The sequence below is a fragment of the candidate division WOR-3 bacterium genome (assembly GCA_016926475.1).
GTDB lineage: Bacteria > SDB-A > SDB-A > SDB-A > SDB-A > JAFGIG01.
This window is the reverse complement of the sequence record JAFGON010000095.1, coordinates 1-19,679: the sequence shown is the minus strand read 5'-3', so window position 1 is coordinate 19,679 and position 19,679 is coordinate 1. Positions and strand designations below refer to the sequence as shown.

The 19,679-nt window shown below is 40.9% G+C and carries 18 protein-coding genes; 9 read left to right on the top strand and 9 right to left on the bottom strand.

Going from position 1 to position 19,679, the window contains the following annotated elements; all coding sequences use genetic code 11:
- From JXA84_09490 to JXA84_09480, 3 genes are all read left to right on the top strand, one after another.
- Positions 1–568 (top strand): DNA polymerase I (locus JXA84_09490; GenBank protein MBN1151438.1); only part of this gene is annotated, 568 nt, incomplete at its 5' end.
- An 18-nt stretch (positions 569–586) separates the two neighbouring features.
- Entirely contained in the window at positions 587–1,510 is a 924-nt protein-coding gene (gene pyrB, locus JXA84_09485; protein ID MBN1151437.1) for an aspartate carbamoyltransferase, read from the top strand.
- Positions 1,511–2,020: a DUF2085 domain-containing protein gene (locus tag JXA84_09480; GenBank protein ID MBN1151436.1), complete on the top strand. Its 510-nt coding sequence runs from the start codon at positions 1,511–1,513 to the stop codon at positions 2,018–2,020.
- A 2-nt stretch (positions 2,021–2,022) separates the two neighbouring features.
- Here the strand turns inward: JXA84_09480 and JXA84_09475 are convergent, their stop codons facing one another.
- Genes JXA84_09475 through JXA84_09455 form a run of 5 tightly spaced genes read right to left on the bottom strand, consistent with a single transcriptional unit; the run spans position 2,023 to position 6,858 of the window.
- Entirely contained in the window at positions 2,023–2,934 is a 912-nt protein-coding gene (locus JXA84_09475) for a DUF523 and DUF1722 domain-containing protein (GenBank protein MBN1151435.1), read from the bottom strand.
- 34 nt (positions 2,935–2,968) lie between these two features.
- Positions 2,969–3,739, bottom strand: coding sequence for a glycosyltransferase (locus tag JXA84_09470; protein ID MBN1151434.1), 771 nt, complete (start codon positions 3,737–3,739; stop codon positions 2,969–2,971).
- On the bottom strand, positions 3,736–4,851 hold the full coding sequence (locus JXA84_09465; GenBank protein ID MBN1151433.1) for an LptF/LptG family permease: 1,116 nt from the start codon (positions 4,849–4,851) through the stop codon (positions 3,736–3,738). Before JXA84_09465 ends, JXA84_09470 begins: the two co-directional genes overlap by 4 nt.
- Positions 4,839–6,068, bottom strand: coding sequence for an LptF/LptG family permease (locus JXA84_09460; GenBank protein ID MBN1151432.1), 1,230 nt, complete (start codon positions 6,066–6,068; stop codon positions 4,839–4,841). Before JXA84_09460 ends, JXA84_09465 begins: the two co-directional genes overlap by 13 nt.
- On the bottom strand, positions 6,052–6,858 hold the full coding sequence (locus JXA84_09455; GenBank protein ID MBN1151431.1) for a DUF1460 domain-containing protein: 807 nt from the start codon (positions 6,856–6,858) through the stop codon (positions 6,052–6,054). The genes JXA84_09460 and JXA84_09455 overlap by 17 nt, the downstream gene beginning before the upstream one ends.
- Before the next feature lie 264 nt (positions 6,859–7,122).
- On the opposite strand from JXA84_09455, the gene JXA84_09450 reads away from it, so the two are divergent.
- From JXA84_09450 to JXA84_09425, 6 genes are all read left to right on the top strand, one after another.
- Entirely contained in the window at positions 7,123–7,941 is an 819-nt protein-coding gene (locus JXA84_09450; protein MBN1151430.1) for an undecaprenyl-diphosphate phosphatase, read from the top strand.
- A gap of 15 nt (positions 7,942–7,956) precedes the next feature.
- Entirely contained in the window at positions 7,957–9,312 is a 1,356-nt protein-coding gene (locus JXA84_09445; protein ID MBN1151429.1) for a hypothetical protein, read from the top strand.
- A 69-nt stretch (positions 9,313–9,381) separates the two neighbouring features.
- Complete coding sequence (locus JXA84_09440) at positions 9,382–12,234, top strand: hypothetical protein (protein MBN1151428.1); 2,853 nt, start codon at positions 9,382–9,384, stop codon at positions 12,232–12,234.
- Positions 12,235–12,250: 16 nt separating this feature from the next.
- Positions 12,251–12,727, top strand: coding sequence for a hypothetical protein (locus JXA84_09435; GenBank protein ID MBN1151427.1), 477 nt, complete (start codon positions 12,251–12,253; stop codon positions 12,725–12,727).
- Between the two features lie 65 nt (positions 12,728–12,792).
- On the top strand, positions 12,793–13,608 hold the full coding sequence (locus JXA84_09430; GenBank protein ID MBN1151426.1) for a nucleotidyltransferase domain-containing protein: 816 nt from the start codon (positions 12,793–12,795) through the stop codon (positions 13,606–13,608).
- Positions 13,609–13,615: 7 nt separating this feature from the next.
- Positions 13,616–14,590 carry a TGS domain-containing protein gene (locus JXA84_09425; protein ID MBN1151425.1) on the top strand — a complete coding sequence of 325 codons (975 nt, stop codon included), beginning with the start codon at positions 13,616–13,618 and terminating at the stop codon, positions 14,588–14,590.
- A 329-nt stretch (positions 14,591–14,919) separates the two neighbouring features.
- Here JXA84_09425 and JXA84_09420 read toward each other — a convergent pair whose 3' ends face one another.
- From JXA84_09420 to typA, 4 genes are all read right to left on the bottom strand, one after another.
- Positions 14,920–16,524 carry a hypothetical protein gene (locus JXA84_09420; GenBank protein MBN1151424.1) on the bottom strand — a complete coding sequence of 535 codons (1,605 nt, stop codon included), beginning with the start codon at positions 16,522–16,524 and terminating at the stop codon, positions 14,920–14,922.
- A gap of 7 nt (positions 16,525–16,531) precedes the next feature.
- Positions 16,532–17,428, bottom strand: a complete 897-nt coding sequence (locus tag JXA84_09415) for a T9SS type A sorting domain-containing protein (protein MBN1151423.1) — start codon at positions 17,426–17,428, stop codon at positions 16,532–16,534.
- A 63-nt stretch (positions 17,429–17,491) separates the two neighbouring features.
- Positions 17,492–17,743: a hypothetical protein gene (locus JXA84_09410; protein MBN1151422.1), complete on the bottom strand. Its 252-nt coding sequence runs from the start codon at positions 17,741–17,743 to the stop codon at positions 17,492–17,494.
- A 58-nt stretch (positions 17,744–17,801) separates the two neighbouring features.
- Positions 17,802–19,634 (bottom strand): translational GTPase TypA, encoded by a 1,833-nt coding sequence (gene typA / locus JXA84_09405; GenBank protein ID MBN1151421.1) that lies wholly within the window; start codon positions 19,632–19,634, stop codon positions 17,802–17,804.
- Between the last annotated feature and the right edge of the window lie 45 nt (positions 19,635–19,679).

The window sequence follows — 19,679 nt, the reverse complement described above, 5'->3', positions numbered from 1 at the left end:
GGCAGAGTTGCTTTCTCTGGAAAGGGAAAAGGTCGGGCCTTCGGAAAGGAATATCGCAAAAACAGTAAATTTCGGGGTTTTGTACGGGATGTCTCCTTTTAAACTTTCCAAAGACATGAATATACCGTTGAAACAAGCACGTGATTTCATAGAAAGTTATTTTCAAAGGTTTTCCAAAATCAAAAATTGGCAGGAATCTCTGGTTCAAGAAGCCGAGAAAAGCGGTGAAATCAGAACTTTTACTGGAAGAAGAAGAAAGATCAACGGGCTTATGAGCAAAAATCAAAAGGAGAGAGATCGAGCGAGGAGAAAAGTATTCAACACTCCTGTTCAGGGAGGGGCGGCGGACATAATTAAAATAGCTATGGTTGAAATGGACTGTTTGCTTAAAGAAAACGGAGCCGAACTAGTCCTTCAAATACACGATGAACTGCTGTTTGAGGTTGATGAGAAAAAAGTTGAAAAAACCGCTGATATGGTTCAAAATGCTATGGAAAATGCCGTGAAACTCGATGTACCCCTGACAGTTTCCGTAGATTGGGGGGATAATTGGTTCGACATACACTGATAATAACCGGAGGTCGGTATGAAAATACAGCATGTAATTGAAGCCCAGCAATTCAACAGGGAGTTGCTCGAAAAAATATTCGAAGAATCCGAAGAAATGGAGAATATAGCCTTTTCAGGCGGAAGTGAAATACTAAAACACAGCATCATGGCGACAGTTTTTTATGAACCGAGCACGAGAACAAGGTTGAGTTTTGAATCAGCCATGCTGAGGCTTGGAGGAGAAGTTATTTCCACCGAAAATGCCAAAGAATTTTCATCGGCGGCAAAAGGCGAGAGTTTGCAAGACACGATAAGGACGCTTCAATGCTATTCAGACATAATCGTTTTGAGACATTATGAAAGCGGCGCGGCTAAATCCGCTGTTGAAGTTGCTAAAGTACCGGTTATCAACGCCGGTGACGGATCAGGCCAGCATCCCACTCAATCCCTTCTCGACATGTACACTATAAAACAAACATTTTCAAAATTTGAGAATTTGAATATTGCCATGGTTGGGGATCTTGAAAACGGCAGAACCGTCCGATCTCTATCCTATTTGCTGGCTAAATATCAAGGAGTGAAAATCATCTTTGTATCTCCCGATTGCCTTAAGATGAGAGACGACATAAAAGAATACCTGGATAGACATTCTATAAAATGGGAGGAAACCGGAGATTTAAGAGAAGTGGCTTCCCAGGTCGATGTCATATACATGACCAGAATTCAGAGAGAGAGGCTTTTAGACAGACCAAACGATTACGAGGAGGCTAGGGGCAAGTTCGTCGTCGATAAAACTATAATTGACCTTATGAAAAAAGAAGCCATCCTGCTGCACCCTCTCCCTAGAGTCGACGAAATTTCTACCGATGTGGATTCTAATTACAGATCGGTTTACTTCAAGCAGGCTCAGAACGGGCTTTTTGTGAGAATGGCTCTTTTGAAGATGTGTCTAATAGGCTGATTGCAGGGTAAAAAAATAAAGTTTTTCGATCCGGACAAAAAGAAATATCCTCTGTGGTCTCTGATCTTTGGTTTGGCACCCTTGGTTGTATGGTTTTTAGGAGTCGCCCCGGCGTTTCTCGATATGCATAATTTGTTCTCCATCTCATATAAAATCAAGGTTTTATACAAAGTGTTCTGTCATGGAATACCCGACAGATGCCCTCATTTTTTTGGATACCCGGCCGTTGTCTGTTTCAGGTGCACAGGAATAGACCTGGGATTCTTTTTTTCCGGTTCGATTCTATACCCTGCCCTCAGACGGTTTGTAAACCCCGAGGCATGGTATGTTCACCTGGCATTCATAAGTATAACTTCTTGGCTGATTTTTCTTGAATGGCTTGGTGAATTTTTGGGTTTAATAACTTCTTTGGAGCCAGTGAGGCTCGTATCGGGTTTGCTTTTTTCCATCAGCGTCAGTATTTTTCTTTTTTTTGTAGCGGAAAACGTCATTCAGTCTTATTGGGATTAGCCCTAGAACATATCAGGTGGAAAAGGCTGGAAAAAAGTCTGATCGATCAGGTATTTTTCCTCGAACCTAATAATCCAAGACATCAAAACGGACCTGCATTCGGCGATTGAAACAAGATTTTCCTTATAACCTTCGAGCATCGATAGATAATACTCTCTCTCTCTTTTTGAAATGAATTGCGAGACGTAGCCAAAACCGTGAAGAAGGGTGTTCACAGCAGAACCTTTTCTGAATTGGCGAAAAAATATCTGAGGTAAAACCGCCACGTATTTCTCGAACACTTTTTCAGGCGCCAATTTTTCTGGGTTGGAAACGATTCTGCCTAGAATTTTCAGGCCTGATTGGTTATAACACATGAAGAGGTATTTGTTTTTAGCATGAAAATCGACCAGTTCCTTCATCAAGGGATTTCTCGACAGGATTCTAAGTTTGGTTATAGAATAAAGTTTTGTCAGAAAGAGTTCTCTTATTCCGTCGTCATTTAGTCTTCCTTCGCTCTCGACGGGAAGATACCCGAATCGCTCAAGGACTGCTGTTGCAAAAAGACCGGAACCCTTTTCTATTACAGGGTTTGAGAGTTTTTCACCTGAGTATATTTTCACGTCTTTTATTCCGCAGGATGGAGATCTGTCCTTTAGGATAAATCCGTCAATTTCATCGAGGTTTGACAAAAAAGAATTAGAAAACGCATTCATTTTTTCCGTGAGAATCAGACCTGTTTCGTGCTGGATCATCGAAATGCCGCTTTTTGGGGTCTTGATGAGTCTAACCGGTTTCCTCGGTGTTCCAAGCCCGATCTCTACTTCAGGGCATATTGTCATGAAGTCGACGAATTTCATGAATTTTTTGACCAAAGGACTTGAGATCACCGCGCCGTTCCACCGGCATTTTTCGTATTCAATACATTTACTCAAAACAATTTTGGGTCTGGGGAACCTGGTACTAAAATCATGCATTTTTTGGAAACCCCCAATGTTTGAAAAGAAATTTTATCGTGCTGGAGGCGTGATGAATTCCTGCCCTTGATAATACTTTTCCGCTCTCCCTGGCGTGAGCATGAGTCATGACGCTTTTTGGAACATAAAAGACTTTTTTTCCGTTTTTTTTGCAGTACAGGCATAAATCTACGTCTTCAAAATAGAGAAAATATCGCGGATCGAAGACAAAGCCTCTTTTTTTGACGAGCAGAGTTCTGGCAATAAGGCTTGCTCCGGCAACCCAATCGACCTCGGACGGATTTTTAAGGTCTATGTCTTTCATCAGATGTCTTGCATAAAAGTTTCTGGAAAAAGGTTCTTTCACGGGCGCTCTTGAAAACAAAGCTTCGAAATATCCGTAAAATTTTCTCGCTGAATACTGTCTTTGCCCGTCGGGAAGGACAAGCATGGGCCCTGCTATTCCCGCGTCTTTGTTATTTTCCATAAAATCTACAAGGGTTTTGATAGACATTCTCTCGGGTGAGATATCAGGGTTCAGAACTAAAAAGTATTTACACCGTGAAATTTTAAAAGCTTCGTTGTGCCCTTTTCCAAATCCTAAATTTTCATGCGGTTGCAAAAACAAAAGGTTTTTTCTGCGAGGAATTTCCAATGGACTGTTTTTGACAACAATAATTTCGGTCCTCTGTGGCAAATCGACTTCTTCAAGGAGCCTACCGACGAGTCTGGACGTGTTTTTGCTTTTACCGTAGTGCACTATTGAAATCGTGAGAAGGTTCATCTTCTTATTCTAAGAAACAATAAAAGTCCAAAAATTGTGAAAGCGATATTCGTGCCCCAGGAAGCCAGAAAAGGATTAAGGGTTCCGGCGTAACCCATTGATATGCCGATTTGCAGAAGCCCCCAATAGACAAATGAAATTAGAAGACTCAAGCCGAAACCTACCCCTATACTCGAGCGGCGCCTGTCGAGTGCAAGAGGAGCTCCGAGAAGTGAAATTACAAAAGCAGCGGCGGGGTAAGAAGCTCTTTTGTGCATGTCCACGATTATTTTCCTTATTATTTCAGGTCTCGCTCCGGAAGATTGAGCTTTCGCCAGATATTCTTTCAATTCTCTTATCGACATCTCGTCTTGCCTGATTTGTCTGACGATCATCTTTTCAAGAGTCGCCAAACTGTCGAAAGACGTCTCTGGCGAGAAGAAACAATTTTCATAACCTTCTTCATCGACAGACTTTTCTGTGTTGAATTCTCTAACGTAACAGTTGTAGAAAATCCACCTGTCGCCGTTCCAATTCGCCTTTTCAGAGTCGATTTTTTTTGTTACCTTCCAGCTTCCGTCTATAAAAATTACAGATGGTCTTTCCATGTAATTATTTGCCGGATCAAAAGTTCGGGCGAAATAATAATCGTCCAATTCTCCTTTGAAGGAATAATCAGAAGTCTGCGCGAACCAGGGGGGGACAGATCTGAAAATTTCAACTTCTTTTGTGAACAAAAATTTTCTTGCGTATTGAGGGACAAAAAATTCATTCAGGTAAAATAGAATCAGAAAAATTGAAAAAGCCGTAAGGATCACTGGGGACATTATTCTGTATGAACTTATGCCGACTGCCTGCATGGCAATTATTTCAAAGTTTTTGGAGAGTTTTCCTAGAGTAAAAAAACAAGACAGAAGAACAGCGACAGGAGTCAAAAGGACCAGAAGAGAAGGCACCTGATAGTAATAGTATTTAAAAATTGTCAATGCGTTGACGGTTCGGTCGAGAAACAGGTGGATGTGATCTATCAAATCAACGGTGATGTATATGAAAATAAAACCGAAAACGCCCATGAGCACGAAGCGAAGATATTTTGAGAAGATGTATTTGTCTATGATGCTCATCTTTTCCAAAAATGTATTGAATCGAAAAAAAAGCCGTGATAGAGCCAAAGACCAACCGTTAGAAAGAATACGTTCGCCGACCACATGGATATTGCCGGGTTTAAAAAACCTCTGTCCGAGAGAGTCTCTCCTCCGACTATGAAAATGTAGTAGATAGTGGTTATCAGGATTGCAATACCAAAAGCCGCGCCCATGCCTCCTTTTCTGGAGAGGATTCCGAGAGGAACTCCTAGAAAGATAAATGTCAGAGCCGCGAAAGGGAGAGAATATTTTTTGTGAATTTCTACGGAATATCTGTTTATTTCGCTTTTCAGTGATTTTATTTGAACGTCCAACGAAGTTATCAAGGCTTCATTTTCAGGAAATTCTGTGGATGGCGGTGACATCACTGTCTTTTCAAGAGAGTCGAGTTCTCTTTGCCAGGAATTGACCCTTTGAATCATCTGCTGGGCCGACATCTCCCTGTCGCCTCTGTAAGAAGTGTCTGGTCTTGCCTCAGGAGGTAGCAGTATGTTGATGGTCTGGGTGTCAAAAGCCATAGTCCAGTATGAGCCGTTCTGACCTAATATGTGCCTTTGACCTTCGTTCATTTTGAAAGTGATCATGTTCCACTCTCTGTCTATTGAAATGCTGGCTTCTTTAGAAATTATGAATTCGGAATTTTCCTGAGAAACTTCGCTTTTACTCAGGAGCAGTACGTCTTCGAGTTTCGCGGGATTTGATGACTTGTTTATGGCTCTGGCGTAAATGAGATAACCGGGGAAGTTGGAAATAAAACTCCTCGGTGCGAGTTCAGCCACGGGTCTTTTCTCACCAACTTCAAGAAGAAGCAGTTTTACTCTGTGGTTTGTCTCTGGAAGTATGTGGTTGTTGAAATAGACCATTATCAAAATAAATACGGTCGCGAAGAACACGAGGGGCACAAGCAGCCTCAATGGGTTTATCCCGAGGGCTTTAGCGGCTATTACCTCGAAATCCTCCGACATCCTTCCGAAAACGGCGAGGACCGAAGTCAAAAAAGCCATAGGCGCGGTTATGGCTATTATAAATGGAAGGCTGTAAAGAAAAATAAGGCCGACTGTCCCGGGGTCCAGACCCTTGCCGAAAATAAGGTCAACGAGTTCGAAAAGCCTGTTCATTATCAGGACAAAAGTGTAGACAAAAAAAGAAAGAAAAAAAGGGACGGCGTGTTGTCTCAATATGTATATGTCAAAAGAAAGTAGCATCTTCCCGCCAATAGCATAAAGGTTTTTCGAGCAATCGAACAACGACTAAACCCAAAAAATCATCTTTGTCCTTCAGATAAGAGACAAAAGACTCCCAGGGCAGGTCTGTCACCATTCCTTTACTCATGGATGCGTGCCTGAACACATTGGGATTCTTCAAAAAAAATCCCCAATGCGCTATGTCTATGCCGGGTCTTGAAGTAACAATCATGATCAGGTCTCCTTCTCCGAAAGAAACGGCGCTTATATCGCCTTCGTCTATGTATAGTATTTCGATTTCCACTGGCAGGTGTTCTTCAGACGGAGTCAAGCCATGTCCAGTGAAAAAATTTTCCTTGTCTATTGTCTTGTTTATTATACGCACAGGTCCTACACTGCCTGTGACGTCGGAGCAGAGCCAAGAATTATTTGGTATCCAGTCTACGTATGTGTAATGGTTTCTCGCTTCAAATGAAACAACCCCGTTTTTGTATCTGATGTGGGTTAAAATGTCGAGAAAATCCTCAAAACCTTGTTTTGCCAGTGAAAGTGCTATGACTTGCTCACAGAAGGTTACGCAATCGACTTTTTCAAAATCATAGAGCGGATCGGTGTCCGGTGGGGTCTCTTCTCCTTCACCGAGAGGACCGAGTTCGTATTTTGTTCCTAAAAAAACACAAGAGAAGTATTGCACCCGTTGCCCAAGGGTTAATTCTTCCGAGTTGATTCTGGAGATGTGATATTCAACTGATTCCGGAGTTAAATTCGACATCAGGAGAAAAGTCAGTGTATTGAATGTGAATAAAAACATGAACCAGAACCAAATAGGGCTGAATCGCAAATTTTCAAAAATATCTCCTCTTTTTTCAAATTCTAAATCGATAGATATGTTATAACCAAAAAAGCTTTTCTTCAAGAGGTGAATTTTTCGTGTATTTAGTTGTGGCGTCGAAGTAATTTTATCATGGTTTAAAGAAAATATTTGATTGGTTGTGAAAATCTGAAATAGCGTTGAAATATCCGCGTTGAAAAAATGCGTTCATGTTTAGAAAGCTTTCTGATATTTTAAAGTATGATACACGATGTTATTATATCCATAATTTTCGGTTTTCTGGAAGGCTTAACTGAATTTATACCGGTTTCTTCCACTGGACATCTTATAATCGCCGAATTTTTTTTACCTTTTAAAGACAGAGAATTCGCGCAAGCCTTTGAAGTCATCATTCAGTTCGGCGCGATTCTTTCTGTCGTCTTTTTATACCGCCGGAGGTTTATAGGTTTGGTTCGTTTTCATAAAAGCGGATTTTACGGCAAGAGAGCTTTTTTTATGCTTTTGTTGACTTCACTCCCGGCTCTCATATTCGGCGCTTTGTTTCACTCTTTGATAAAAACATACCTTTTCAACCCACTGACGGTATCTTTTGCGCTTGTAGCGGGTGGGTTGTTGATGTATGCTGCCGAGAGATTTTCCAAAAAATTCAGGTCAGGGATAGATTCTCTGACATACAGAGATGCTTTTGTTTTTGGCCTATTTCAAGTTTTGTCATTGTTCCCGGGAATGTCGAGGTCGGCATGCACCATTTCAGGCGGGATGTTGAGGAAATTCGACGTCAGAACTTCTGCTGAATATTCTTTTATCGCCGCTGTGCCGGTCATGACAGCTGCTACGTTGTTCGATGCGATAAAATCAACGGACGCTATTTCAAGAGGTCTAAACGCCCTGCTTTTAATCGTAGGTTTCGTAACTTCTTTTTTTGTTGCCGCTCTGTCGATAAAAATGTTTATGGCGATTTTAAGTAAAACTTCGTTGAAATATTTTGCGATATACAGGATAATAATTGGCGCGAGTCTTGCATTTTTGATTTTTTTGGGAATACTCGACATCAACCTCTGACCGGAGGTGAGAGAGATGAAATCCAATTACAAAATTTTATTGTTTTACTCGATTTCTTTGTTATTTTACAGATTTTTGTATTCAGACGCCGGATATTTGGGGTCTGTCTCCTCGGGAATTTCTCCTGTTTTGTTTGGCGAAGACTCAATCGAAGTCGAAATGACTTCAGAGGATGTCATTATAGTTGTTTCAGAAGACACCGGGATTTACAACGCAGATATAGTGTGCAGTTTTGTTTTTACTGACAGAGGAGCCAGTTCCGATATACTCATGGCTTTTCCGTTGAAAATCAGAACTCCGTTTTATCCTATTCATTATTTGTTTATTGAAAACGATGAAATCGGGTCGGTCGATTGGAGGTCTCAATTTTCTGTCCGAGTTGACGGCGAAACTGTGTTGTCTGAAATTGTCTTTGTCTCCATGTACAACAAAAACTCGAATAAAGGTTATGAATGGAATGAGTTTTCAGATCTCCTTGGAGTTTTGAACTCGGAAGAACCACGTGACGGCGAAATGGTTTTCTACAAAAACCTGGTTCAACTTGAAAACTATCCGATTCTTGAAGTCATGGCAGTTTTAGCGACCTGGGAGGTAGATTTTTCAGAAAATCGTCAGCGGTTTGTCGAGTTCAGACAAATATTCGAACTTACATCGGACTACAATGAAAAAGTCTTCAGGCTGACATATCCACTGTTCACAGGAGCTTCCTGGGCGAATTCGATTCTGGATGGGAGAATTGCAGTAGTTTTCGAAGACGAAGAATCGGCTGAAGCCTTGAAATATTGCTGCGGGTCTTTGTTGCCAGAACCCACGTACCATCAAAACGGTTATTATGCCGAACCTGCCGACGGGATGCTATCTGAAGTTGAATCCTCTGAAAATTCAAAATATTACTTCAAATCTTATAAGAAAGCTGTTGTTTGGAATTTTTGTGACTTAGAACCAATTCCAACTAATTTCAGGTTTCAATCCTATTATCCTGATATAGGAGATATAGGAGCGGAGTATTATGCAATTAAATGGGATTATGGAGTAGATTCTCTTAATATCAAAGAAATTCCTTGGTCTATATCTTATGTTTACGTAGTTTTAGCATCCTTTTTTCCTGAATCATATTATGTTTACGAAATAAATGGGTGTGATTTTTATTCAAATCCACAAATGGAAGGTGAACCTGTTTTCAACGCCGAGATGTTTTCGACGGTTGATCTTTTAGAAAGGGGTGAAAAAACTTCAAAATTTAGAGTCAGGTTTCCAGAGACAGGAGAAATAAGAACAGGTTGGTCGGTTTTTTACATATTAAACGAAAAAGGTTTGGTCAAACCCTTGTTGGTGCCAAGTATTAAATCATACTATGAAGAGAGTATATAAAATGAAAATTGTTTTTAGATATTTAATGCTCTGTGGCTACAAAATAATTATATTGTCTGGAGGAAAACGATGAGAAAAATGGTGTTATTTTTAATAGGCGTCGTTTTAGCGCATGTTTTAGTTGCAGGTGAAATTGTTATTCCTGTAGATTTTTCATCTCAAGATTTTTCTCACCAGAAAATGGGTGAATACGATCTTTTATACTATTCTGGCGGAGGAATGGCATCTGAACCGGGAAGTCCTGCTCTTCCACAAATTTCAAAAACTTTGGTTCTTCCACATACATCGGTTGTGACAAGTATTGATATCATCGCCTCTGAACCTGTTTTTTTGGGAAAATACAACGTTTTCCCTGCACAAAATCCTGTTCCTGTATCTTTTAATCCTGTTTTTACCCAACAGGATGAAGATATTTACAGCCGTGATGAATTTATACCGTCAAACCCACTGGTTTTTTTCAGGACTGGCAACAAGTCCGGGTTTTCTCTTGCAAATTTCGGGATATCGCCGTTTAAATATAACCCGGTGACAGGAGAACTTCTGATTTTCGAAAAGGCTCAAATAACAATTCATTATGAGGAAGGACTTCAAGAAGCGGTATATCTTACGCGAAATCAACTAGAAGTATACCAACAAGATATTATTTCAATGGTAGAAAACCCAGAAGATGTTGAAAACTTTTCTCCTTTTGAAAAAAGAGCAGCCTTTTCTCAATACGAATACGTAGTGGTCTGCCCTTCAAACCTCGCGAGTTCGTTTGAACCCCTTGTTAGGTGGAAGATAACAAGAGGTGTTGGCGCGAAAGTAGTGACAACGAGTTGGATTCAGAGTAATTATCCTGCTTATGACCTTCAAGAGAGTATAAGAGAATTTGTCAAGGACTGTCACCAAAACAGAGGGATGATATATCTCGTCCTGGCAGGAGATTACGACAACCTCGGAGCCAGGTTAGTCAGAGTGACTTGCTCGGGATATTCAGCTGATTTGCCCTCTGACCTCTATTTTTCAGATGTCGTCCCTTATTCAAGTAACTGGGATGCCAACAACAATCATATTTTTGGCCAATATTTGGTAGATAGCTGTGATTTTTATTCAGATGTATACGTCGGACGTCTTCCTTTAAACAGCGTAGCTGAGGTTCAGAACTGGGTTTCAAAAGTTCTCACTTATGAACAGAATCCGCCCTCAGGTTTTATTGCCAAATCTCTTTTCGCTGGTGCAGGTCTTTGGTTTAGCACATCTCCGGCTTATTCGTATTTTGGCAATTTTTCATGCGATTCTATCGCCGACAACGAATTACCCTCATCATGGTCAAAGAGAAAAATGTATCAAAACGACACACTCTCGTATCCTTCGGGTTTTTCAGATTCACTGAGCAAAGGATTTCATTGGTCCTACATAGCGGCTCACGGCTCGCCTAATTCTATTTCATGGTATTACTACCAGAACTGGCCGAATATTATCGACAATTCTTCAATGCAAAATCTGACAAACGGAGACAGCCTTTTTGTCATAAGTTCCATGGCTTGCCAACCCGGGTGGTTTGACGGTCAAGAATGTGTTGGGGAATATATATTCAACTCTGCCGCCGGAGGAGCGATAGCCGTCATGTTCAACGCTCGTTACGGATGGGGGTACCCACCTTATTTAGGGCCTTCTGAATACATGTGTATAAGGGTTGCTGAAAAAGTTTTCGGAAACAATTTAAGGAATATCGGTAGAGCCCACTCTCTTTCCAGGGATGAATTGATAAACTGGGTATGGGGATTCAACGATTGCGAACACTGGTGCATAAATGAATTCAATCTTTTCGGAGATCCAGAGACACAAATTTATTCGAAACAGCCCACAGTTATGACGGTAAGTCACTCTGATACGATTTATAACCTCTCTGGACTTCTCGATGTAATCGTCAGCTCGGGGGGGCAGCCAATAGACGGGGCTGTTTGCTGTCTTTCAAGACCCTACGACACTCTTTTTTGGTTCAGAGGGAAAACAGGTCCGAATGGTCTCGCGGCTGTTCAATACGACACAATTTCTATGCAGCCCTTTCTTTTAACTGTCTATGCCAAGGACCAACTCTACTATCAAGACACTATATATATTGACACTGCATTGACATCTGCAGTTTTGACGTATTTTACAGAAGATAACGACAGCACCGGATCAATAGGACCAAATTCGCCCAACATGTTTTTTGGAATGGCTCACAGATATACTCCGAGTCTACTTAATAATTATATAGGATGGAAAATTAAGAGAGTATATTTCTATACAACTGGAGGCACCAATGCTCTAAATGATGCTCAGGTGAATATATACCAAGGCGCCAGTCCTATCATACCCGGACCTATGATATCATCTAAAAATTTTACAGTAACTGGTGATTCAGGATGGAAATATGTTGAATGGGTTGATTCTGAAGCGGTGAGCATAACCCCTGGTGAAATGTGGTTGGAGGTCGGATTTACCCCTCAATTTGGTCAGACTCCATTTTACGGAAGCTTCGTAGCACAGTGCATTCCAACTCAAACTGACAACTACAGGCAGGGTCAGAACTGGTCTTACATGTCAGGTTACGGTATTAATATATGTTGGGCGATAAAAGCCGTTTTGAAAAGTCAATCAGGTGTCGAGGTAGAACTGAGTCCGGAATTACCTGAGAAACTGTCATTTAGAGCGGAAAAGTGCATTTTCAACGGTAATAACAGCTTCTTGTTGACTCTTCCAGCGGTTAGCGATGTAACCGTTGAAGTCTTCGACATTTCAGGAAGGTTGATTCGCAGAGTATTTGATGGAAAGCTCGAACAGGGCAAACACCGTTTCGAAGTAGGTGGAGAAGCCCTCTCTACTGGTGTCTATTTCTGCAGGGTTGTCACGATTTACGGGGTCCAAATCTTAAAAATGGATAAAATTAGATGATAAAAATGGGGAAAAAATGAAAATTGGTGCGATTCTTTGTGTTTTCACCTATGTTGCAAATATTTTTCCACCGAATTATTCTCTTGATTGGCTGACGAGAAAAGTCGAAGATTATATGTTCGAAATAGATGAAGGCAGAGTTGGCTTTTTCAGAGTAAGGATGGATGTAAGTGAGGTTGAGGAAAGTTTTAAGTATCATGTTTATGGTAAATTAGATACAGCATACATTAATTTTGAAGGACAAGATGTTCTCTGTTATAAAATTATTGTAGATTCGGAGTATAATTGCATTTCGCTTGTTATGGACAGCGAGGGACATTTTGTTGAGAAGCTAGAGGTTTTCAGCGATAGATTTAAAACGAAAACCGGAATTGGCATCGGTGACACCTACGGAGAGTTCACGCAAATATCCGGAAATGTTGAACCAGTATGGGATGACAGGGGTCAACCTGTTCTCATAGCGGAACTTCAAAAAATCTCCTTTTTACTCTAAGAAGGGGACTGGTAGGGTGAAAATGAAAACACCTGACCGGATGCTGTAATACGAGAAATTTTTGTTTGGTAGAAATTTTAACACGAGGTTTTATTTTGGACGCAGAAAATTATAAATCATCAATAAAAAGCGGTTTAAGTGATATTTTAAAAGGTGAAGACAGCGTTTCAGCCGTTTGGGAAGGCGGATCCGCTGCTACAGGGTTTGAAGACAAGTACTCTGATCTCGACCTCGCGGTTATTTGTTCTGAAGATTTTGTTGAAGAAGTGTTTTCGGTGGTTGAAGACTATATTACGAAAAATCACGCCATAGAGAAAAAATTCAGACTTTCTGAACCGACTTGGCATGGAAATTCGCAATGCTTTTATAAACTTGAAAATTCACCGAAGTTTTATTACATCGACTTGACGGTGATTAAAGAATCTTCCGATGAAAAATTCACGGCAAGCGACAGACATGGAAACGCCGTAATTTGGTTTGACAAAAAAGGAGTCATAGACATTTCACCGACAAGGGGTATTGAGAAAAAATGTTCTGATTATTTCAGAAAATTGATGAAAGGGCCACTTTGGCTTCTGGAGACGGAAATAAGAAAAAACTGCGAAAGGGGAAATTTCGTAGACGCCAAAACGAGTTATGACGGTGTCGTCAACAGGTACCTGGCGTCTCTTTTGAACCTTAGATACAGGTCGAATAAATACGACTTCGGTTTGCGGTACGCCCGAAGGGATTACCCGGGAGAAATTTTCAAAAAAATTGAAAGTTTTCTGTTTATTTCCAGGCCAGAAAATCTACCGGAAAAATTTAAAGAAGTCATGGAAATGATAGAAGAATTAACCCTTGAACTTGGGGAAAAATTCGGGGAAAAGCACACGGCTTAAACTAAAAATGCCTACTAACCTTCCCCCTGAGTATTTCGAAGCTGAAAAAAAGTTCAGGAAATCTGAAACCCTTGAAGACAAAATCACCTCACTAGAGGAACTTTTGGGGACGATACCAAAACACAAGGGAACCGACAAGCTTAGAGCGGACTTGAGAAAAAAGCTTTCAAAACTCAAAGAAAGCGCTCATACCAAAAAAAGAATTTCAGGGCATGAGTCTCTGTTCTCTATAAAAAAAGAAGGCGCCGGACAAGTTGTTTTGACAGGTCCAGTCAACACTGGAAAATCATCACTTCTTTGCGCGTTGACCAACGCCAATCCGGAAATCAGTTCACAACCGCATACGACTTGGAAACCCACACCGGGGATGATGACTTATCAAGACATTTCCATACAGCTGATAGATACACCCCCGTTGACTAAAGAATTCGTAAGACCTGAACTTTTCGATCTTCTGAAAAGAGCCGACCTTTTGGCTTTGACCATTGATCTGGAGGCTGATCCTTTCAGTCAGATAGGGGTGGTTCTCGATTTACTTAGAGAAAAAAGAATTGAACCGGTCGGTGAATATTTTTCTGAAAATTCACACAAGTCCAAATTTATCCTTCTTGTCAACAAACACGACGGAGAAGAATTCGCAGAAGACTACGAAATATTTCTAAAACTAAGCGATTGTCCATTTGAATCCGTGCCGGTTTCCGCCAAGACCGGTTGGAATCTGGATTTTTTAAAAAAAAGAATTTTCGTGAACTTGGAGGTCGTCAGAGTTTATTCAAAAAAACCAGGATTTCAAGCCGACATGAAGACACCTTTTGTGCTTAAAAAAGGTTCAAACATTGAAGATTTTGCCCAAAATGTCCATCAAGATTTCAAAAAGAATTTGAAAACGGCAAAGGTCTGGGGAGAGGGCGTTTACGACGGACAGATGGTCCACAAAGACCATGTACTTTCAGACGGGGACATAGTGGAGCTTCACGTGTGAAAAAGCGGATTTTTCAAATTGTTCTGATAACAAGCTTTATCACTCAGAAAATGTAATTTTATTCCAACCCCACAATTCGGTGCTGAATTTCAACGTCATGCCCTTCATGTATTTCTCTATTACGTGTTTTGAAATGCTTATTTTCAAGCCCTCGAATACCCATGACAAATAGTCTTCAAATTCATCTGTATCCGAAAGCGACCCGACCGGGCCGTAGGTGGCGTTTCATCATCCCCTCATAATAGCTTGTTCTGAAATTTTCAGCGATAATCCTCTTTTATGAGCATAATCAATTATACTTTTGTCAGAAAGATCAGAGATATTCATATCTATCTAAAAATTGTTACTTTTTGGGAATTTGTAATAAGTCGTGAATTTATCAGAATAAAATACACACCCAAGGTTTGATCCAAGTCTTCGGTTGGTATCCTGAAGGTGTTTTCACCCTGGCAAAAACTTCCTTCATATATAGTCTTTATGACCCTTCCGGAAACATCTAAGAGTTCGATTTTGCCATAAATATTCTGTGGTGATATGAAAGAAATTTTTAATATGTCTGTTCCGTTTATGAAGTTTATATTTTCGGTGGTTTCTTCTACAGAAGTTGTTGTAAGTTCGCCGTCAAACCATATAGAATCACTTCCGAATTGCCTGTATATTATCCCAGTTTGTGAATTGATAATTGATGAAACGAAGCATCCCTGAGGTTGTACTTCGGAAGATGCTATATGATCGTTTACTGTAATTGCTGAATCCCAATGTTCTCCATAACCGTTTATACACATCCGCAACTCATGATTGTCTGAATTCACAGCTATACCGATACATCTGTCTTGTGTGTCAGAACGGCTGAACTCGACAAAAGGGCACCTTGAATTGAAATCACCGACAATTGGCCATTTCTGTGCGATTGTCCATGTACCACCTCCGTCAGAACTGGTCGAAATTTTTGCTCTGGTAGAAACACCTGTTCCTTCCTGATAAACGACATAAACGAAGTTATCTCCCCATGGTTTGAATCTCGCAGATGATAAAGAGGGATAACATGAGTATAAACCGGGAATTGAAACTGTTTGGATGTCTAATAAAGAACCGGAATTGTCATATCTGTGTATAAAGATATCGGCTTCGGATATTCTGTCGTAAACGATATAGAAATACCCATCAGGTCTGGCTGAAATATCTACGGTTTTGCTTGGAAAATCAGTTACAGATTGTCTGGTCCAGGTGATACCCCTGTCGAAGGAAAACATTCGTACTACTTTACTTCCTTCGGCGTTTGGACGTCTGAGATAAATGATATAGAACGAATCTCCAGAAATGTCGAAAGAAAATTTGGATATCTGGGAAAAAAGCGAATCCGGTGTGAATCTCAGCCAAACAGGATTATGTCCAAAGAAGTCAATTGTTCTAAACCAAAGAGTTGTATCGTAGCCGTTGTCAATGAGAAAAAACTGGTAGATTTCCGGATAATTAGTTCCATGCTGAATTTTCATGTCGTGATAAAGAATATCTGAAGTGTAGGGTGGAGAAATTGATATTTCCAGTTTTCTCGTCCATGTCTGGCCTTTGTCTGTTGAATTGAATATCCAAAGAGTGTCAAAAGTTGAAGCATCGTCGCTGATTGCCGTATAAAGTCTTCCAAACAAATCGTAATCGAATGCGAGATTCGTTTTAGAAGGTGTTATTGTATTACCGGAGGAAACCAGAAAATCTGCTCCCCATTTAGGTTTTAATGTACTTGGAACTGAACTTTCTTTTTCTGATTCATCAGGGTAAACGAACATATTTTCAAGGATTGATAGAACTGGATTTTCAATTCCTGAAACTGTAATGATTTCAGGATATATAATTTCTGATTGTTCTGGCCAACTTGAGTCAGAAAATAAAACTGCAGGAACAATTAATATCAGAACAAAAAACATATTTTTCATTATATCACTACCTTACAATAATCATTTTTTCTTGATAGTTGAAACCGGAACCTGAAAGAGATATAAAATACAACCCTACGGGCAGATTTGACAGATCTAAAGAAAACATGCTTTCTCCGGCGGTAATTTTGAATTCATCAATATATTTGACTAGCCTTCCCTGTATATCGAATATCTCAATCATTGTTAATATATCTCCGGGGCTGTAACAAACACAGTTGGTTAATCCGTTACTCAAATTAGGAGAGAGAAAAAAAGTCAAGTTGGTGATTGTAGGAGCAATGTTTATTTCTTCAACCGAGGTAAGAATGCTGTCGTAAAGCAATTGCATTTTTGATGCGGCCAACAACATACTGTCTTTTGTGTGTCCTGCAACAAGTCCGAACGCATAACTTAAAGTGCAACCCGGATAAAAATCTGGCGCGGGACGGCAGAGATACAGAGCCCAGTCGCTTGTGTCGACGAACGGTGTGTCTGCAATTGTAATATCTGATAAAAAGTTCATGTAAACGTAAGTGTCGCTTAATACACATCCAGCTCTGAAATCCCATGGGTGGAATCCTATGTTGATTTGTCTATCGTCTAAAAATTTAATACCGACGAATGTGTTGAAAGAATCGTTAAGAGATAATGAATCCTGGTCTTTTTCGTATGCTAAATTCAGAGAATCGACATAACCCACAAGATCGGTGGCTGTCAAAACAGGACTCCACCAGAAACAAGGAACATCGAAATCTGAATAAAGACCCAGATAAACGTTTTGATAAGTGTGGTTTGAAGTGTTTATAAAGTCAGTTGTGAATATCAGAAAATCTGTGAAACCGTTATTTGAAAATGAATAACCGTGTCGGTGATATTCGATTCCTGTTCCGTGTACAACGTCTGACACTATGAAGTAACTCATTTTTATCGAGTCGTCTATCCATTCCCATAAACTATGGGTGGGGGCCCAATTTAGGGCCGAGCCTCAATTACCTCCGGTTGAAATAACAATGATGTTGCGGTTTTCATCATAAAAACCTATGTCGTGATCGCAGGTGGCAAGATGCTGTCTACCAGACCCACCTGGAAATTCAGCGCCGCATATCTCTTTTTTGCCTATTTGTCCTGAAACAGGGTATATTATTGTCCATAGATTATTGTTGTCGTGGTATACAATTTGCTGAGAAAAGAGAAAAAAAGAATGAAAGATGAAAATAAAAAAAGCAAGAAATCTCATATTCATCTCCTTTAGCAATTTTAAATATACTAAACTACTTTTTTAAAAAATAAAAGATTTAAATATTTCTCTCCGGATCCATTCTCTTTCTTTCATTTTCAGTGAGGTACTTCTTGCGGAACCTGATATTTTTCGGGGTAATCTCGAGTAACTCGTCCTCCTGAATGAATTCAAGCGCGAATTCGAGTGTTATCTCCCTGGGCGGTGTCAGCCGTATGGCTTCGTCCGAACCCGCTGCCCTTATGTTTGTCAGTTTTTTTTCTTTCGTCGCGTTGACGACCAAGTCGTTCGCCCTGTGGCTCGTGCCGATTATCATCCCCTCGTAGACGTCGTCGCCGGGCTTTATGAATATTTCCCCTCGTTCCTGAAGGCCGAAAAGGGCGTATCCCGAAGCTTTTCCGGTGTTCATTGAAATCTGGGTAGGCCCCCTTCGTTTCTGGATTTCGCCCCTGTGTTTCTGGTACATGTAAAAATTTTGGTACATGGAGCCTGTTCCTCTTGTCATCCTAAGGAGTTCACTCCGAAAACCCAACAGACCTCGCGTGGGGATCAAGAATTCGAGACGGACTGTGCCGATGGAAGTTGTTCCCATGTTCTTGAGTTCGGCCCTCCTCGGGCCGAGAGCTTCTATGACGCTGCCCTGGTAGCCCTGGTCTATCTCAACAAGGACCTCTTCTATAGGTTCAAGAACATCCCCGTTCATCCTCATCATTATGACTTCCGGCGAGGAGACTTCGAACTCGTAACCTTCCCGCCGCATAGTTTCTATTAAAATTGAAAGGTGTAGCTCACCTCTGCCCGAAACTTTTATTTTCTCCGAGCCGTCGAATTTTTCTATCTTGATTCCGACGTTCGTCAGCGCTTCGTATTCGAGCCTTTCCCTTATGTGTCTTGAAGTCAAAAACCTTCCGCCGTCTTTACCCGACAGTGGACTTGTGTTGTGTGAGAAGACAATTGAAATGGTCGGTTCGTCAATTTTAATCTTCGGCAGAGCGACGGGATACTCCGGGGAGGCTACCGTCTCGCCTACGTGAACGTCTTCTATACCGGCGAGAAGAACTATATCTCCAGCCTCTGCTGTTGAAGCTTCTATCCTTTTCAATCCTTTGTATTTCAAGATTTTAGAGATTTTCGCGCTTTTTGCCGACCCGTCAGCTTTTACGAGTACGATAGGATTTCCGGTAGCTATTTTGCCGTGAAAAATTCTGCCGATGGAGTACCTTCCTACGTATGGGTCGTAGTCGAGCATCGTCACGAGCATCTGAAAAGGTTTTTCAGGATCTGCGACAGGCGGCAGCACCCTGTGAATTATCGTGTCCAGAAGAGGCTTCATTGTCTTTCCCTCTTCGTCCAGATCCAGGGTTGCTGTTCCATTTTTTGCGGATGTGTAGACAATGGGGAAGTCGAGTTGTTCGTCTGTTGCGGCCAGTTCGCAGAAGAGGTCGAAAGTCATGTCCGCGACTTCGAGAGGCCTGCAGTTTTTCCTGTCAATTTTGTTTAAGACGAGAATGGGTTTTAAATGAAGCTCAAGGGATTTTTTGAGGACGAATTTAGTCTGGGGCATCGGCCCTTCGAAAGCGTCCACGAGCAGAAGGACGCCGTCGACCATTTTTAGAATCCTCTCTACTTCGCTTCCGAAATCCGCGTGACCGGGTGTGTCGACTATGTTGATTTGAATTCCCTTGTAGGGTATGGATGCATTCTTTGAGACAATTGTGATGCCTCTTTCTCTTTCGAGGGGGTTGACGTCCATTATCATGTGTTCGCCTTCCTTGAACTCATAAGCTCCTGTCTGTCTCAGCAGGGCGTCTACAAGAGTCGTCTTCCCGTGGTCTACATGGGCTATTATTGCGATATTTCTTATGTCTTTTCTTCTTTTTTGATTTGGCAATTTGTGAGTCCTTTATTAATATTTTATGAAAAACTCTTACTCAGG

What these genes read in the sequence shown, in the direction of transcription:
- pyrB (MBN1151437.1), top strand. Translation starts at nt 587, where the DNA reads ATGAAAATACAGCATGTAATTGAAGCCCAGCAATTCAACAGGGAGTTG.
- JXA84_09470 (MBN1151434.1), bottom strand. Translation starts at nt 3,739, where the DNA reads ATGAACCTTCTCACGATTTCAATAGTGCACTACGGTAAAAGCAAAAAC.
- JXA84_09460 (MBN1151432.1), bottom strand. Translation starts at nt 6,068, where the DNA reads ATGCTACTTTCTTTTGACATATACATATTGAGACAACACGCCGTCCCT.
- JXA84_09455 (MBN1151431.1), bottom strand. Translation starts at nt 6,858, where the DNA reads ATGTTTTTATTCACATTCAATACACTGACTTTTCTCCTGATGTCGAAT.
- JXA84_09445 (MBN1151429.1), top strand. Translation starts at nt 7,957, where the DNA reads ATGAAATCCAATTACAAAATTTTATTGTTTTACTCGATTTCTTTGTTA.
- JXA84_09440 (MBN1151428.1), top strand. Translation starts at nt 9,382, where the DNA reads ATGAGAAAAATGGTGTTATTTTTAATAGGCGTCGTTTTAGCGCATGTT.
- JXA84_09435 (MBN1151427.1), top strand. Translation starts at nt 12,251, where the DNA reads ATGAAAATTGGTGCGATTCTTTGTGTTTTCACCTATGTTGCAAATATT.
- JXA84_09425 (MBN1151425.1), top strand. Translation starts at nt 13,616, where the DNA reads ATGCCTACTAACCTTCCCCCTGAGTATTTCGAAGCTGAAAAAAAGTTC.
- JXA84_09420 (MBN1151424.1), bottom strand. Translation starts at nt 16,524, where the DNA reads ATGAAAAATATGTTTTTTGTTCTGATATTAATTGTTCCTGCAGTTTTA.
- JXA84_09415 (MBN1151423.1), bottom strand. Translation starts at nt 17,428, where the DNA reads ATGAGTTACTTCATAGTGTCAGACGTTGTACACGGAACAGGAATCGAA.
- JXA84_09410 (MBN1151422.1), bottom strand. Translation starts at nt 17,743, where the DNA reads ATGAGATTTCTTGCTTTTTTTATTTTCATCTTTCATTCTTTTTTTCTC.